Source organism: Nitrincola tapanii, from assembly GCF_008368715.1.
Taxonomy (GTDB): Bacteria; Pseudomonadota; Gammaproteobacteria; order Pseudomonadales; family Balneatricaceae; genus Nitrincola; species Nitrincola tapanii.
This window is the reverse complement of record NZ_SMRS01000001.1, coordinates 263,028-276,963: the sequence shown is the minus strand read 5'-3', so window position 1 is coordinate 276,963 and position 13,936 is coordinate 263,028. Positions and strand designations below refer to the sequence as shown.

15 protein-coding genes are annotated in these 13,936 nt (G+C 53.5%); 10 read left to right on the top strand and 5 right to left on the bottom strand.

Annotated features, from left to right (window positions below; translation table 11 throughout):
• Positions 1–131: 131 nt before the first annotated feature.
• Positions 132–350 (bottom strand): 50S ribosomal protein L31, encoded by a 219-nt coding sequence (gene rpmE / locus E1H14_RS01420; protein ID WP_149389661.1) that lies wholly within the window; start codon positions 348–350, stop codon positions 132–134.
• Positions 351–598: 248 nt separating this feature from the next.
• On the opposite strand from rpmE, the gene E1H14_RS01415 reads away from it, so the two are divergent.
• The 8 genes from E1H14_RS01415 to E1H14_RS01380 all read left to right on the top strand — a co-directional run bounded on the left by E1H14_RS01415 (position 599) and on the right by E1H14_RS01380 (position 9,476).
• Positions 599–2,806, top strand: coding sequence for a primosomal protein N' (locus E1H14_RS01415; RefSeq protein ID WP_149389660.1), 2,208 nt, complete (start codon positions 599–601; stop codon positions 2,804–2,806).
• Between the two features lie 150 nt (positions 2,807–2,956).
• Positions 2,957–4,717 carry an arginine--tRNA ligase gene (gene argS, locus E1H14_RS01410; protein ID WP_149389659.1) on the top strand — a complete coding sequence of 587 codons (1,761 nt, stop codon included), beginning with the start codon at positions 2,957–2,959 and terminating at the stop codon, positions 4,715–4,717.
• 3 nt (positions 4,718–4,720) lie between these two features.
• Positions 4,721–5,614 (top strand): SPOR domain-containing protein, encoded by an 894-nt coding sequence (locus E1H14_RS01405; protein WP_149389658.1) that lies wholly within the window; start codon positions 4,721–4,723, stop codon positions 5,612–5,614.
• A gap of 71 nt (positions 5,615–5,685) precedes the next feature.
• The gene (gene hslV / locus E1H14_RS01400; RefSeq protein WP_149389657.1) at positions 5,686–6,228 is read left to right on the top strand and encodes an ATP-dependent protease subunit HslV; all 543 of its coding nucleotides are present in this window, start codon (positions 5,686–5,688) and stop codon (positions 6,226–6,228) included.
• Positions 6,228–7,556, top strand: a complete 1,329-nt coding sequence (hslU, locus tag E1H14_RS01395) for an ATP-dependent protease ATPase subunit HslU (RefSeq protein WP_149389656.1) — start codon at positions 6,228–6,230, stop codon at positions 7,554–7,556. The genes hslV and hslU overlap by 1 nt, the downstream gene beginning before the upstream one ends.
• Before the next feature lie 50 nt (positions 7,557–7,606).
• Positions 7,607–7,984: a gamma-butyrobetaine hydroxylase-like domain-containing protein gene (locus E1H14_RS01390; protein ID WP_149389655.1), complete on the top strand. Its 378-nt coding sequence runs from the start codon at positions 7,607–7,609 to the stop codon at positions 7,982–7,984.
• Positions 7,985–8,056: 72 nt separating this feature from the next.
• Positions 8,057–8,815 (top strand): bifunctional demethylmenaquinone methyltransferase/2-methoxy-6-polyprenyl-1,4-benzoquinol methylase UbiE, encoded by a 759-nt coding sequence (ubiE, locus tag E1H14_RS01385; protein WP_149389654.1) that lies wholly within the window; start codon positions 8,057–8,059, stop codon positions 8,813–8,815.
• A gap of 28 nt (positions 8,816–8,843) precedes the next feature.
• On the top strand, positions 8,844–9,476 hold the full coding sequence (locus E1H14_RS01380) for a ubiquinone biosynthesis accessory factor UbiJ (protein WP_149389653.1): 633 nt from the start codon (positions 8,844–8,846) through the stop codon (positions 9,474–9,476).
• Here E1H14_RS01380 and E1H14_RS01375 read toward each other — a convergent pair.
• The 4 genes from E1H14_RS01375 to E1H14_RS01360 form a co-directional block, all read right to left on the bottom strand.
• Positions 9,449–9,868, bottom strand: coding sequence for a CopD family protein (locus E1H14_RS01375; protein WP_149389652.1), 420 nt, complete (start codon positions 9,866–9,868; stop codon positions 9,449–9,451). The two genes, E1H14_RS01380 and E1H14_RS01375, sit on opposite strands and share 28 nt — an antisense overlap.
• Before the next feature lie 61 nt (positions 9,869–9,929).
• Positions 9,930–10,580, bottom strand: coding sequence for an ABC transporter ATP-binding protein (locus tag E1H14_RS01370; RefSeq protein ID WP_149389651.1), 651 nt, complete (start codon positions 10,578–10,580; stop codon positions 9,930–9,932).
• Positions 10,573–11,331, bottom strand: coding sequence for an ABC transporter permease (locus E1H14_RS01365; RefSeq protein ID WP_149389650.1), 759 nt, complete (start codon positions 11,329–11,331; stop codon positions 10,573–10,575). Before E1H14_RS01365 ends, E1H14_RS01370 begins: the two co-directional genes overlap by 8 nt.
• Entirely contained in the window at positions 11,328–12,353 is a 1,026-nt protein-coding gene (locus E1H14_RS01360) for an ABC transporter substrate-binding protein (protein WP_149389649.1), read from the bottom strand. The genes E1H14_RS01365 and E1H14_RS01360 overlap by 4 nt, the downstream gene beginning before the upstream one ends.
• A gap of 171 nt (positions 12,354–12,524) precedes the next feature.
• On the opposite strand from E1H14_RS01360, the gene E1H14_RS01355 reads away from it, so the two are divergent.
• Both E1H14_RS01355 and E1H14_RS01350 read left to right on the top strand, forming a co-directional pair.
• A complete protein-coding gene (locus E1H14_RS01355; protein ID WP_149389648.1) occupies positions 12,525–13,181 on the top strand; it encodes a rhodanese-like domain-containing protein in 657 nt (218 codons plus the stop codon).
• A gap of 73 nt (positions 13,182–13,254) precedes the next feature.
• The gene (locus E1H14_RS01350; protein ID WP_149389647.1) at positions 13,255–13,929 is read left to right on the top strand and encodes a response regulator; all 675 of its coding nucleotides are present in this window, start codon (positions 13,255–13,257) and stop codon (positions 13,927–13,929) included.
• Positions 13,930–13,936: the final 7 nt, after the last annotated feature.

Genomic DNA, 13,936 nt, shown 5'->3' with positions numbered 1-13,936 from the left:
GCGCAGACACCTTCTACTTACGGCTTTATGCATGAGCTTATAGCCGTAAGTAATAACCCTAATCCGCAGGCCGTGATAAACAAAAAACCTCCCGCAGGAGGTTTTTTGAATTCTAAGCACGCAAGAGGTGCTTATTTTTTCAGTGAACGCGCACCAAAACGCTTGTTGAAGCGGTCTACGCGGCCACCAGAAGTCGCTTCTTTCTGCTTACCGGTGTAGAAAGGATGGCACTGGCTGCATACGTCCAAGCTCATCTCGGCAGCGCCCAGAGTAGACTTGGTAGTGATGACGTTGCCACAAGAGCAGGTCATTTTGATTTCAGTGTAATTTGGGTGGATGCCCGCTTTCATGATTAAAACCTCATTGGATTCATGATGTGCCGCCACCTGATCATTTAATAAGTGTGTCAGGCACCGCACTGATAAGGACTGGCTGACTGCAAGGCACTGCACCAACAACCAGGGATCTAAAACAAGGTGGCAGATTATACGGATGCCGAACACGTGCCGCAAGCGTATCACTTGGTTTACAGCTATTTTATCCTGGAAAAATTCCCTCTAGACTGTCCTCTATCTGAACTGACAAAGACCCCCCACTTGTGATTATCCAAGTTGCCTTACCCACCCCTTTGCATCGGCTGTTTGATTACCGCTTAGCTGACTCGCTCGCCGCCAAGATTCAACCGGGTTGCCGGGTGCGCGTACCCTTCGGCAAACGCCAACTCATCGGCTTGGTCGTGGCCTGTGATGTTGAATCCGAGTTTGAGCCGGCACGCCTGAAACAGGTACTGGAAGTACTGGATCACTCAGCCGTTCTGGATGCGGAGTTGATGCAACTCGCACGCTGGGCAGCACACTACTACTTTTATCCCGAGGGCGAGGCGCTGATGCAGGCCTTACCCAGCCTACTCCGTAAAGGTGAGCCCGCGCACTTTGTCCATGAAACCCTTTGGCGCGCCACTCCTATCACCGGCACCCTTAAACTCGCCGCGAATGCGGCACGTCAACAAGCCTTACTGGATCTTCTTTTACGCAACCCTGAAGGCGTGAGCCGTGATCTGATTAAACTCGAAGGCATCAGTAGTGCTACCTTGCGCACTTTTGCCAGCAAAGGCTGGGTCGAGTCCTTTACCCACCACCCGCGTCCTCGGCACGCCGATGATGTCCAGGCAGGGGATCTTCTACGCGAAGCGCCCATGACACTTAACACAGAGCAGGCTCTGGCACTTCAGCAATTTTTGGCACCTAGCGGCTTTCATATACACCTACTCGAAGGGGTCACCGGTTCAGGCAAAACCGAAGTCTATCTGCAGGCCATTCAACACTGTCTAGAAGCCGGTCAGCAGGTGCTCATTTTAGTCCCAGAAATTGGCCTCACCCCGCAAACGGTTGCACGTTTTAAAGCGCGTTTTAATGTGCCTGTTTTGGCTCTACATTCAGGCTTGAGTGATCGTCAACGCTTAGATGCTTGGTTACAAGCACGCGATGCCAGTGCCCGTATTCTCATCGGTACACGTTCCGCCATCTTTACCCCCCTGGCGCGCCCTGGGCTGATTATTCTAGATGAAGAACATGATGCTTCCTTTAAGCAACAGGATGGTTTTCGTTACTCCGCACGCGATCTGGCCTTGGTGCGTGCGCGCAATCTACAAATTCCGGTACTACTCGGCAGTGCCACGCCCTCACTCGAGAGCCTGCACAATGTTGAACTGGGCCGTTTTCAACTCAGTCGTTTACAGCAACGAGCCGGGGGTGCCGAAGCACCGCGCTTTCATCTACTAGATCTGCGCGGCCAAAGCTTACGCGCAGGGATATCCGACCCTCTACTCAAGCGTATTGCCGAGCACTTAGAAGCAGGCACTCAGGTCTTGGTGTTTTTAAATCGTCGTGGCTTTGCCCCTTCACTCATCTGTCATCAATGTGGTGCCGTGAGTGAGTGCACACGCTGTGATGCCCGTATGACGCTGCACCGCTCCCCGCCCCATCTACACTGCCATCACTGTGATCGGCAAACGCCGATTCCGCGCACCTGCCAGCAGTGCGGCAGTGAAGATTTACGCCCTAACGGTGCCGGTACCGAGCGTACGGAAGACTTCTTAAGTCAGCAGTTCCCGAAAACCGAAATCCTGCGCATCGATCGCGACAGTACCGCCCGCAAAGGGGCAATGGACAAATTGATGCACAGAATCCATCAAGGTGCGCCTTGCATTCTGGTCGGCACCCAGATGCTGGCGAAAGGCCACCACTTCCCTAAAGTCACGCTGGTGGCGATCTTAGATGCTGACAGCGGTCTCTTCAGCGCAGATTTTCGTGGCATGGAAAAAACCTCACAATTAATTCTTCAGGTCGCAGGACGTGCCGGACGCGCTCAAGATCCCGGAGAGGTCGTATTGCAGACACATCACCCCGACCACCCTATGCTGCACGCACTGATTCATCAAGGGTACAACGCCTTTGCCAGGGATGAATTAAAACTGCGTGCCGCCGCCGGTCTACCCCCTTATAGCCACCACGCTCTGCTTCGAGCTGAAGCGAGTCAGAGCGGCTGGGCCGAAGCTTTTTTACGCGACCTACGACACAGCCTAGAAGACAGTCTGCAACGGCCTAGCGGCTGCCACTGGTCAGGCCCCTTTCCAGCCCCAATGGAAAAGCGCGCCGGACTCTACCGCGCACAACTGCTCATTCAAGGACAGGAACGCCGCGCTCTGCATCAACTCCTCACCCTACTGCTGCAGATGCTGGAACAACATCCGGGACGCTCACGGGTGCGCTGGTCGATTGACGTGGACCCCTTAGATGCCTATTAACCTTGTTTGCCGCCGGGGTCAAAACATCTCAAGCTCGACCTCAACCCAAACGCGTTTCAAATTGGCATTGTAGCCCCTGCGCGAATTATAATGCGGGATGGATTTTCCCGGCCTCATCCCCGGAGCACTTACGACCCTAAGGGTATACTGATGAAAGAGCATATAGCCGATCTGATTCAAACAGCCTTGAACACCCTGATTGCAGCGGGCAACTTGCCAGCTGAGCTGCCCAGCAACATTCAGGTTGAGAATACGCGTGATAAAACGCATGGCGATCTTGCCAGCAACATCGCCCTGACCTTGGCGAAAGCGGCACGCTGTAATCCACGCCTACTGGCTGAACAGATCTGTGCCGCCCTCCCCACCTCCGCACAGGTGGTAAAGACCGAAATTGCCGGTCCTGGATTTATTAACTTCTTCCTCAACTCCGCTTCGGTTTATGCCGTGATTGAGCAGGTTCTTGATCAGGGCGCAGACTTTGGCCGCAGCGCACCGAATTCTGGGCCACGCGTGCAGGTCGAGTTTGTTTCGGCCAACCCCACAGGCCCCTTACATGTAGGACATGGTCGTGGTGCAGCCTACGGTGCCACCGTGGCCGACTTATTGGAGGCCGCAGGCTTAGAAGTCGAGCGCGAGTACTATGTGAATGATGCTGGTCGTCAGATGAATATCCTGGCGGTCAGCGTCTGGTTGCGTTACCTCGAAGAGCAAGGTTTGGATCTAGACTTCCCTGCCAATGGTTATCAAGGCCACTATATTCGCGATATTGCCCATCGCCTGGCACAAGATGCCGGTGCGTCCTTAGCGCATAGCCAAGAAGCGGTGTTCTCAGACCTGCCAGCCGATGAGCCTCAAGGAGGGGATAAAGAGCTGTATATCGATGCCCTCATCGAGCGTGCTCAGACCCTCCTGGGTGAAGCCGGTTATCAACAGGTCTTTAATGCCGGACTGGACGCCATCCTGGGTGACATTCGTGAAGATCTCGGTGAGTTTGGCATCGAGTATCAAACCTGGTTCTCTGAACGCTCTCTGACACACAGTGGTGATGTCGATCTTGCCTTGAACATCTTGCAAGAAAAGGGGCACCTCTACGAAGAAGAGGGTAATCTTTGGTTCCGTTCTACCGCCTTCGGGGATGATAAAGACCGTGTCGTGCGCCGTGCAAATGGCCAGACCACCTATTTCGCCTCTGATATCGCTTACCACATGAACAAGTTCGATCGAGGATTTGACCAGGTGGTTAATATCTGGGGCGCGGATCACCACGGTTATATCACGCGAGTGAAGGCCGCGATTGCCGCTCTAGGCTATGATCCCGATAAACTGACGGTACGCTTAGTCCAGTTTGCCATTCTTTATCGTGGTGAAGAGCGTGTACAGATGTCAACGCGTTCGGGCTCCTTTGTCACCCTGCGCGAGCTGCGCGAAGAGGTGGGCAGTGATGCTTGCCGTTTCTTCTATGTCACCCGCAAAGCAGAACAGCATATGGACTTTGATCTTGAGCTGGCCAAATCACAATCCAAAGACAATCCGGTGTATTACATCCAGTATGCCCACGCCCGCGTCTGCTCGGTCTTGCGCAAGCTGGACGAAGCAGGATTAGTGCTGGATCTGGCTCAGGGCCGTGCGGCGCTCGCACGTCTAGACAGCGAGCATGAGAAGGATCTGGCCGTGACTCTGGGTAAATATCCTGAGTGTCTACAAAATGCCGCTCTGAACTATGAACCGCATGTCCTGGCGAACTATCTGAAAGATCTCGCCAGTGATTTCCATACTTGGTACAACGGCCATAAAATGCTGATCGAAGATACCGAGCTGCGTAATGCACGCCTCACGCTCAGCTTGGCCGTCCGCCAGGTCTTGGCTAATGGTTTAAACTTATTGGGCGTAAGTGCCCCGGAGCAGATGTAATCTATGGCGCGTCAGGATTTTGCGCAAAAACGCAGACAAGGGAGTTCCGCGAGCCGTCCACAACCAAGTCGGCCCGCCCCTGCCAGCAAAAAGCGCAAAAGCGCCAAACCCTGGCCACGCATCATCCTGACCCTGGCCGCTCTGGGCGGCCTGCTGACCTTGCTCTGGAGCCTGCTACAAACAGATCGTCCAGAAAAACCTATGGTGGAAGCACCCAAACGCGTAGAGCCACGCCAAACTGAGCCACGCCAAGTCGCCCCCGCACCTGCGCAACGCCCAGCTCCGGCACCCGCTCCAAGCCCTACACAACCCGCCACCACGGATACACGCTTACCTGCTGTGGTCGAAAAATCCATGCCGGCCGCTCAACCGAGCCTTGCCGTTGCTCCCCCACCTGCACCGGTCGAGCCGGAGACACCGGATGTCCCCGAGAGCCGCTTTGACTTCTACAACATTTTGCCGCGCAATGAGATTCAAGCACCGCAAAATGTATATCACTCGACGCCAAAAGCCCCCAGTGTCGCGGCTCTGCCTCCAGCGACTCAAAACACCTCGCAGCCTCCCAGTACTCAGGCCACTACCCAGGCCAACACTGCGGTGAGTCCAGCGAATCCTAACCTCAGCCCCCCCACGCCCGCACCTTCTGCTACAGCCGCCAGCAGTTCACGTTATTTGCTGCAAGCGGGTTCTTTTCGCAGCGAAGAAGATGCCGAACGCCTCCGCGTTCAACTCCTGCTCACCGGCTTACCAAATGCCCACTTGGCACGCATCAATACAGACAGCGGCATTTGGTACCGTGTTCGCACCGGCCCTTTCCAGAATGATCGCGAACTCAGCCAAGCCCGCAGCCAGCTCAATGCTTTGGGCATTACGCCATTTGTGATTCCACAAAACTGATCTCAGTGACCTTGAAATCTGCCAGCGCGCCGCCATATCCATAACAATTTAGCGCTACAGGATGAGAGATCATGACAACGATTGTTTCTGTTCGTCGCGGTGACCAGGTGGTCGTCGGGGGCGATGGCCAAGTCTCCCTTGGCAACACCGTAATGAAAGGCACCGCTAAAAAGGTCAACCTCCTGGCCAAACATCAAGTCATCACCGGCTTTGCAGGCAGTACAGCGGATGCCATTACCCTGCGTGATCTGTTTGAACAGCAACTGGATAAACACCAGGGTAATATCGTGAATGCCGTGATCTTTCTGGCGCGGGAATGGCGTAGTGACCGTGTGCTGCGTCGTTTAGAAGCCTTAATGCTGGTGGCGAACAAAGAAAAAACCTATCTCATTTCCGGTAACGGTGACGTGATCGAGCCAGAAGATGGGGTGATTGCCATAGGTTCTGGGGGTAACTACGCCTTGGCTGCGGCGCGTGCACTGGTGGAAAACACAGAACTCAGCGCCCGCGAAATCGTCGAAAAAAGCCTGCATATTGCAGCAGGCATCTGTGTGTTCACCAACGACAACCTGACCATCGAACAACTCGAAGCCCGCTCTGGAGGTAACGCCTGATGTCTGACATGACTCCTCGTGAAATTGTCCACGAACTGAATCGACACATCGTTGGCCAGGAGCAAGCCAAACGCTCAGTCGCGATTGCACTGCGTAATCGTTGGCGACGTATGCAACTTGATGCGGCATTGCGCCCCGAAGTGACCCCCAAGAATATTCTGATGATTGGGCCGACAGGGGTCGGCAAAACCGAAATCGCACGCCGACTGGCCAAGTTAGCCAATGCGCCTTTTATTAAGGTGGAAGCCACAAAGTTCACCGAAGTCGGTTATGTCGGTCGTGACGTGGAAACCATCATCCGCGATCTGGTCGAGATGTCAGTTAAGATGGTGCGCGAACAAGCGATGGAAAAAATGCGTATCAAAGCGGAAGATGCCGCAGAAGAACGTATTCTCGATGCTTTATTACCACAAGCACGTAGTGGCTTGAGTGAAGAGCCTAGCCGCACAGACAGCGCCACGCGCCAAATCTTCCGCAAAAAGCTGCGCGAAGGCCAACTGGATGACAAAGAGATCGAAATCGAACTGGCACAGCCCAAAGTCGGAGTTGAGATCATGGCTCCGCCGGGCATGGAAGAGATGACCAATCAACTGCAGAGCATGTTCTCAAGCTTTGGTCAGGCACGTAAACAAACACGCCGCCTCAGCGTCAAAGAAGCACTGAAATTGCTGATTGATGAAGAAGCCGCCAATTTGGTCAAAGAAGATGACATCAAACAACAAGCGGTTGAGCGTGTTGAGCAAAATGGCATCGTGTTTATTGATGAGATCGACAAGGTCTGTAAACGCGGTGAATCTGGCGGTGCCGATGTCTCGCGTGAAGGCGTGCAACGTGATCTTCTGCCTTTAATTGAGGGCTGCACCGTGACCACCAAATACGGCATGGTGAAAACGGATCATATCCTTTTTATCGCCTCTGGAGCCTTCCACCTGGCACGTCCTTCGGATCTGATCCCAGAGTTACAAGGGCGCTTACCTATCCGAGTTGAGCTGCAAGCCCTGACCCCTGAAGATTTCCGCCGCATTCTCACCGAACCTACCGCCTCGCTGACCGAGCAGTACCGTGCCTTGCTGGCGACAGAAGGCGTAGAGATCGAATTCACCGAAGAAGGCATTCGCCGTATTGCCGAACTGGCTTATGAGGTCAATGAGAAAACCGAAAATATCGGTGCGCGTCGTTTGCATACTATGATGGAGCGTCTGCTCGAAGAACTGTCCTATGCCGCCGCTGATCGCAGTGGTGAAAAGGTGCGTATCGATGCCGAGTATGTGAATACTCAACTTGACGCCCTCAGTCACAACGAAGATCTCAGCCATTATATTCTTTGATCGACGACCGGCCCTGAAGGGCCGGTTTGATCTCTGCTAGGAGATTCACCATGAGCATCATCCCACGTCCCAGTGATGTACGCTTGCATAAAAAGTCGCGCACTCTGGAATTGGTTTATGCCGATGGCAGCCATGAACTCACCGCTGAATTCCTGCGTGTGCACTCCCCTTCTGCCGAAGTCCGTGGCCACGGAATTGGCCAGGGGGTGCTACAGACCGGCAAAAAACTAGTCGGGATCACAGGCCTGCAGCCAAGCGGCAACTATGCTTTAAAGATCATTTTTGACGACGGCCATGACTCCGGCCTCTATACCTGGGATTATCTCTACGACCTGGCCCACAATCAGGAAAGTTACTGGCAAACCTATTTAGAGGCACTCGAAGCAGCAGGTGCCTCACGCGATGGCGGTCTGATTGCACGCGGCTGATGCACCCTGCTCAGGGGGGACAAAGACGCAGGGTCTGGTACAATGCAAGTTTTCAACTAAGGCGTAAATTCCATGAATGATGAGAAGCAGGACAACACCACCCACTTTGGCTTTCGTCAGGTACCTGTTGAAGAGAAAGCTAAACGTGTCGCCGATGTATTTCATTCGGTTGCAGGCAAATATGACCTGATGAATGACCTCATGTCCGGTGGTATTCATCGTTTATGGAAGCGCATCACCCTCGAACGTAGCGGCGTACGCCCGGGTTATCAGGTCCTCGACATTGCCGGGGGTACCGGTGATCTCACCCGCAAATTCTCGCGTTTAGTCGGCCCACAAGGCAAGGTTGTGCTGGCGGATATCAACGACTCCATGCTTAAAGTAGGGCGCGATAAGCTGATCAATACTGGGCATGCCGGCAACATCGAGTATATTCAAGCGAATGCGGAAGCGCTGCCTTTTGCGGATAACACCTTCGACATTATTACCATCGCCTTCGGTCTACGTAATGTCACCGATAAAGATGCCGCACTGGCCTCAATGCGTCGCGTCTTAAAACCCGGCGGTAAGTTAATGGTGCTGGAATTCTCCAAAACCGATCATCCCGCGCTGACAAAACTCTACGATTTTTATTCGTTTAATATTCTGCCGCAGATGGGCAAATTGATCGCTGGCGATGCCGAGAGCTATCGCTATCTCGCAGAATCCATCCGTATGCATCCCGACCAAGAAACCTTAAAGGGAATGATGGAAAATGCCGGCCTCGTGAACTGTCATTATGACAACCTCACCGGCGGCATCGTCGCCCTGCATACCGGCATTAAACCCTGATTAAGGCGATACGCCAGAGGAGTCCATCATGCCCAAAGCCATGCTCCAGGCTGCTTGGATCAGTAGCGCTGAACTAAGCCTCAACGCGATTCTCCAGCTCGATCCTGTGAGCCTAGAGCGACTCAAGGCACTCTCTGGACAGGTGATTCGCCTGGAGATGACCGAACCGTCTTTTCATCTCTGCCTACTGCCGCATGCGCAAGGGCTGGATCTGCTGCAACACTGCGAGGCGCGTCCTGATCTCACCCTGCGTGGCAGCGCCAGCGCTTTTCTGCAAATGGCACAAAGCCCTGATATGCAATCACAGATGTTTGGCAAAGGCATTTCACTGGAGGGCGATCTTGGGCTGGCCAATCAGCTGAAACAACTGATCAGTGGTTTTCAGATCGATTGGGAAGAGTGGTTAGCCAATATTCTGGGGGATACCTTAGCGCACCCCTTGGCCCAGGGTTTACGCCAAAGTGCGGCTCAGGGGCAACGCATGGCCTCCAGCCTCACCGCCTCTCTGTTAGAGTATTTACAAGAGGAGGTCCGCCTACTGCCACCTCATCCAGAAGTCGATGCTTTTTTAGATGAGGTGGAGCAAGTCAGAGATGATGTCGAGCGCTTGGAAGCACGCATCCAACGTCTGCGTCAGAAGGGCTTAAACACTACAAGATAAAGAATCGCAATAAAGATCAGCAGAGGGATCTCATTAAACAGACGGAAAAAACGGCCACTCTGAGTTAAGAGATCCTGCTGCATTTTTTGTAGATAGTGGCGGCAAGTCAGGTGATAAGCGATCAACAGCCCGACACAAAGCAATTTAGCGTGAATCCAACCACCGCCAAACCCAAAGCCTAACCAGAGCCAGACTCCAAAGATTAGGGTAAATACGGCCATAATCGTCATAAACCCATAGAGCTTACGCCCCATAATCTGCAAGCGTGCGACCTCTTGCCCCGCTGCTTTGCCCTCCACATAATGCACAAAAATACGTGGCAGATAAAAAATGCCCGCCATCCAACTGGTCATCGCCAGCAGGTGCAAGAGTTTCAGGGTGAGATAACTCATAGAGTCTCCTTAGAGCGCCATCGATTGAATTCAAACTTGTTGCAAGATCTTACCCTAAAGCTCAGGCTGTGTATGCGTGCAGCTGCTGCTGAAAATCGGGGGCTTGTGGATCTAGCTCCGCGCGAATCTGGGCCGGCTGGCCTCCGAGAATCAAGACACGATCCGCCAAGACTTCAGCATCCACCGGATCATGCGTGACCATCAGCATCCGCGTTTGGGGATAGGTTTGATGCAGGCGCAGAATTAACTGACGCATCTGCTCGGCACTCTTAGGATCCAGCGAAACCAGGGGTTCATCCAACAAAATCAAATCCGGCTGTATGACCAAACAACGCGCCAAAGCGGCGCGTCTTGCCATCCCCAAGGACAACTGGTTTGGGTAAAGATCTTGAGCCGTATGCAGATCGACCGCATGGAGCAGTTCATCGATCAGCGCGGGCTGATGACACACCAAAGCCAGATTTTGCCGCAGGGTGCGCCAAGGCAAAAGACGTGGCTCCTGAAACATATAGCCGATTTTAGGCTGGCCGCCACTAAAACGGATCTGACCGCTGAACTCGGTATCCAACCCCGCCAGAATATTCATCAAAGTGGTTTTTCCGATCCCAGAAGGCCCCAGCAAACAAACGCGTTCACCGGCGTCCAAACTCAGGCGGATTTCCCCCAAAATCGGGCGTACCAGTACCTTAGCGTGCAGATGTAACTCAAGCATGGCGTTTAACCTCCTGCCAACGTCGCGCGCGCTGCTCCAGTGGCTGTAAACCTAACCACTCAATCAGTTGCACCACCGCGATAAAAGCAAAGCTGTAAGCCAAGATCATCGCCACATCAAACATCTGAAACGCGACATGTAGCTGAAAGCCCACCCCATTCGAGCGGCCGAGCAACTCCACAACCAGGACAATTTTCCAGATAAGTGCCAATCCTCCGCGCATGGACGCCATCAGATACGGGAAAAGTTGCGGCAACCACAAATCCCAAACCTTCTGTTTAAAGCTGAAGCCATAGACTTGCGCCATTTCCGCGAGTTTTGGATCCAGACTCCGGGCACCCTCACGCATGTTCACGGCTACATTTGGAATCTTATTTAACACCACCGCGAGGAGTGCTGCCGCCTCCACCAAGCCCAACCAAACATACAGCAGAATGATCAGGACTAAAGCGGGTAGATTCAGCATCAACACCAGCACGGGATCCAGCACTCGATTCACCGGTCGCAAGGCGCCCATGAATACCCCAAGCAAGACACCCAAACACATCGCCGCCGTGAAGCTGATGAACACGCGTTGTAAGGTTGCCCAAAGATGATATCCCAGTGCGCCACTTTGGGCTTCGATCTGCATCAACTGCCCGACCTGCCAAGGCGAAGGCAACAAAGGATCTTGTAGCCACAGAGCAATCCCCTGCCAAACACAGCCTAATAGCAACAAAACCAATAACTGCTCAAACACACGCTGCTTCATTTGTCCTCATCCCAAAGGAAGAGACGTTGAATCTGCTCAAGACTCAAGACGCCACCTGGATTCAACTGAGCGCCTGAGTGAGGCGAAGTCGCTTCAGAGACGTGTAAGGCCTGCCAGAAACCTTCGATCGCGGCGATCTCGGGTCCACTCAAGTGAGTGTTGGGTACGCCCTTCTGATATCCAGCAATCAGTGCCGCTTCGATCTCTGGACTGGCCGCACGCAATAAGGGGCGTATCTCTGACCAGGCTGTCGCCGTTTTCAAATCTGCTTTCGTTTGTACCACCGCCTGAGCAAAGGCCTGACGTAAGGCCAGTTGTGCACCAGGCGCTGAACGCCGCGCGATATAACCCAGCATCGGCAGCGCTTCACCCAAACCCAAACTCTGCACCAGATCACTTTCTGCCAAAGCGGCACGATAACCGCCCTCGGCATGCAGCTGGGCGGCAAAGGTCCAATAGGTCAAAATGGCATCCACGCGCCCACGACGCAACTCTTGGTTTAACAACGGGGGAGCGGCAAAAGTCACCTGGGCATCACGCTGTAGATCTAGGCCCTGCAACCTAGCCGCTTGCTGAAGCAACTGCCATCCCTTACCCTCAGGCCCTCCGGCCACGCCTAAACGTATACCGCGAAGATCCTCAAGACCCTGCAGGCTAGAGTCCGCAGGCACCATCAACTCACCGACTGAACTAGAGAAAGGAATAAACACTAGATCATCCCCGAGCTGTAAGCGCTGTAACGCCCAAAGCCAATCTGAAACAATCCAATCCACATCCCCACTCATCAAGGCTAAACGCCCCGCGGCACTATTCGCCAAACTGCGCAGCTGCAACTGGAATCCCTGCGCCCGATCATAACCTTGATTCTGTAAGTGGCTGAGCTCCCAGTGCGCGGTGCCATATTGTAAAACCCCAACACGTACAACCGGCTCAGTCGCCCAAGTCAGACTGGCCAAAAGACTCAAACAGCCACTCAGCAACAGGCCTCGCATCCAAACGACACCTAAGGCGATCCCATGCATTTTCCGCCTCCGATTCGTTACCTCATTGTTTCTTTTCACCTTAGGGAAGCGCCCTGGCTGCCGGAATAGTACTTTGGTGCCTGTTTTTTTCGTCGATGGTCGAATTTAGATTCTTCCTTAGGCCGTGTGTAATCCTGTTCAAGTGTGAAAAGTTCCTAGAAGGGGAAAACATTGCCAGAGTTTCAAGCAGGCTTAACCTTCAGATCTAGGAGTGGATTCTCTTTTGCCCTAGTGCTTGTGCTCGCCTTGGGATCTAGCCAGGTCGATGCCATCCAGCAGGCAAAAGCCGAGGTGCTGAACCCAACCGATCTCTCAGGCGTGCCGCATTTTTCCGCCGAGGGTTATCGCATCGGGTTTTATCGCAGCCCAACGCCAGAGCAGGCCGAAGGTGGTCAGCGCATTGAGCTAGACGCTCTACAGGCACTCTTACTCGAGCGCCCCGATACCACCTTGATCGATGTGCAACCGACGACCTGGCGTGAGGGAATTTTTATCTACCCAGAAGGACGACAAACCCTTCCCGGCAGCACCTGGTTACCCAATGTCGGCTGGGGAGAAAGCGAAGAACACTGGCAGGAGTATTTTGCCAAGCATTTGTACCGACTCAGTCAAGGACAGCGTGATCACCCTATCGTGATCTACTGCACAGCCGATTGCTGGATGTCCTGGAATGCGGTGAAGCGGGCAGCCAATTGGGGCTATACCCAGCTTTTCTGGTATAGTGAAGGCAGTGATGGCTGGTATGAGGCGGGATTACCTTGGGTGAAGGTCGATCCCGAACCCTGGTCTGCTGAAGACTTCCTAAATGCCACGGGAGTGATTCCCTAACCGGAGACCAGACTCCTCAAACACGGATGCTTGGAATTTCTGCCCTGATAATAACGATAAGCAGGATAAGACTGTGTATAAGATACTAATCGCTGATGATCATCCTTTGTTTCGTGAAGCGATCACGCATGTGATTCGCAGCCATTTTGAAGGCTCCGAACTGATCGAAACCGAAGATCTCGAATCAACGCTCAGCCAAGCACAATCAGATGATGAGATCGACCTCATCCTTCTTGATCTGAATATGCCCGGCATGCAAGGACTCAATGGTCTGATCACTCTGCGTAACGAGGCCCCAACCATTCCTGTGGTGATCGTGTCGGCAGAAGATGACAAACAGATCGTGCTGCAAGCCATCACCTGTGGCGCTGTGGGTTTTATCTCCAAATCGTCACCCCGCGCGCAGATGACCGAAGCCCTGCAACAAATCCTCAATGGCAATGTCTATTTGCCCCCGGATATTATCCGTCAAAGCACCCAGGATACGCGCCATAAACGCCGCAACGCCAGTGGTGCACCCGAGGTGCCTTCTGAGCTATTGATGTCCTTAACTCGCCGCCAGCTCCTGGTACTGGAGCGCATGGTGAAGGGGGAATCTAACAAGCAGATTGCCTACAACCTCAATATCGCGGAAACCACGGTCAAGGCCCATGTTTCAGCGATTCTGTCGAAGCTGGGTGTGCATAACCGTGTACAGGCTATTTTAGCCGCCAGCGATATCGATTTTTCCAATTATCTACGCCGCTAAACGCTCT

Coding starts and splice junctions, on each gene's coding strand:
- E1H14_RS01380 (WP_149389653.1), top strand. CDS start 8,844: ATGCCCAAAGCCATGCTCCAGGCTGCTTGGATCAGTAGCGCTGAACTA.
- E1H14_RS01405 (WP_149389658.1), top strand. CDS start 4,721: ATGGCGCGTCAGGATTTTGCGCAAAAACGCAGACAAGGGAGTTCCGCG.
- E1H14_RS01360 (WP_149389649.1), bottom strand. CDS start 12,353: ATGCATGGGATCGCCTTAGGTGTCGTTTGGATGCGAGGCCTGTTGCTG.
- ubiE (WP_149389654.1), top strand. CDS start 8,057: ATGAATGATGAGAAGCAGGACAACACCACCCACTTTGGCTTTCGTCAG.
- E1H14_RS01375 (WP_149389652.1), bottom strand. CDS start 9,868: ATGAGTTATCTCACCCTGAAACTCTTGCACCTGCTGGCGATGACCAGT.
- hslU (WP_149389656.1), top strand. CDS start 6,228: ATGTCTGACATGACTCCTCGTGAAATTGTCCACGAACTGAATCGACAC.
- hslV (WP_149389657.1), top strand. CDS start 5,686: ATGACAACGATTGTTTCTGTTCGTCGCGGTGACCAGGTGGTCGTCGGG.
- E1H14_RS01370 (WP_149389651.1), bottom strand. CDS start 10,580: ATGCTTGAGTTACATCTGCACGCTAAGGTACTGGTACGCCCGATTTTG.
- E1H14_RS01365 (WP_149389650.1), bottom strand. CDS start 11,331: ATGAAGCAGCGTGTGTTTGAGCAGTTATTGGTTTTGTTGCTATTAGGC.
- rpmE (WP_149389661.1), bottom strand. CDS start 350: ATGAAAGCGGGCATCCACCCAAATTACACTGAAATCAAAATGACCTGC.
- E1H14_RS01390 (WP_149389655.1), top strand. CDS start 7,607: ATGAGCATCATCCCACGTCCCAGTGATGTACGCTTGCATAAAAAGTCG.
- argS (WP_149389659.1), top strand. CDS start 2,957: ATGAAAGAGCATATAGCCGATCTGATTCAAACAGCCTTGAACACCCTG.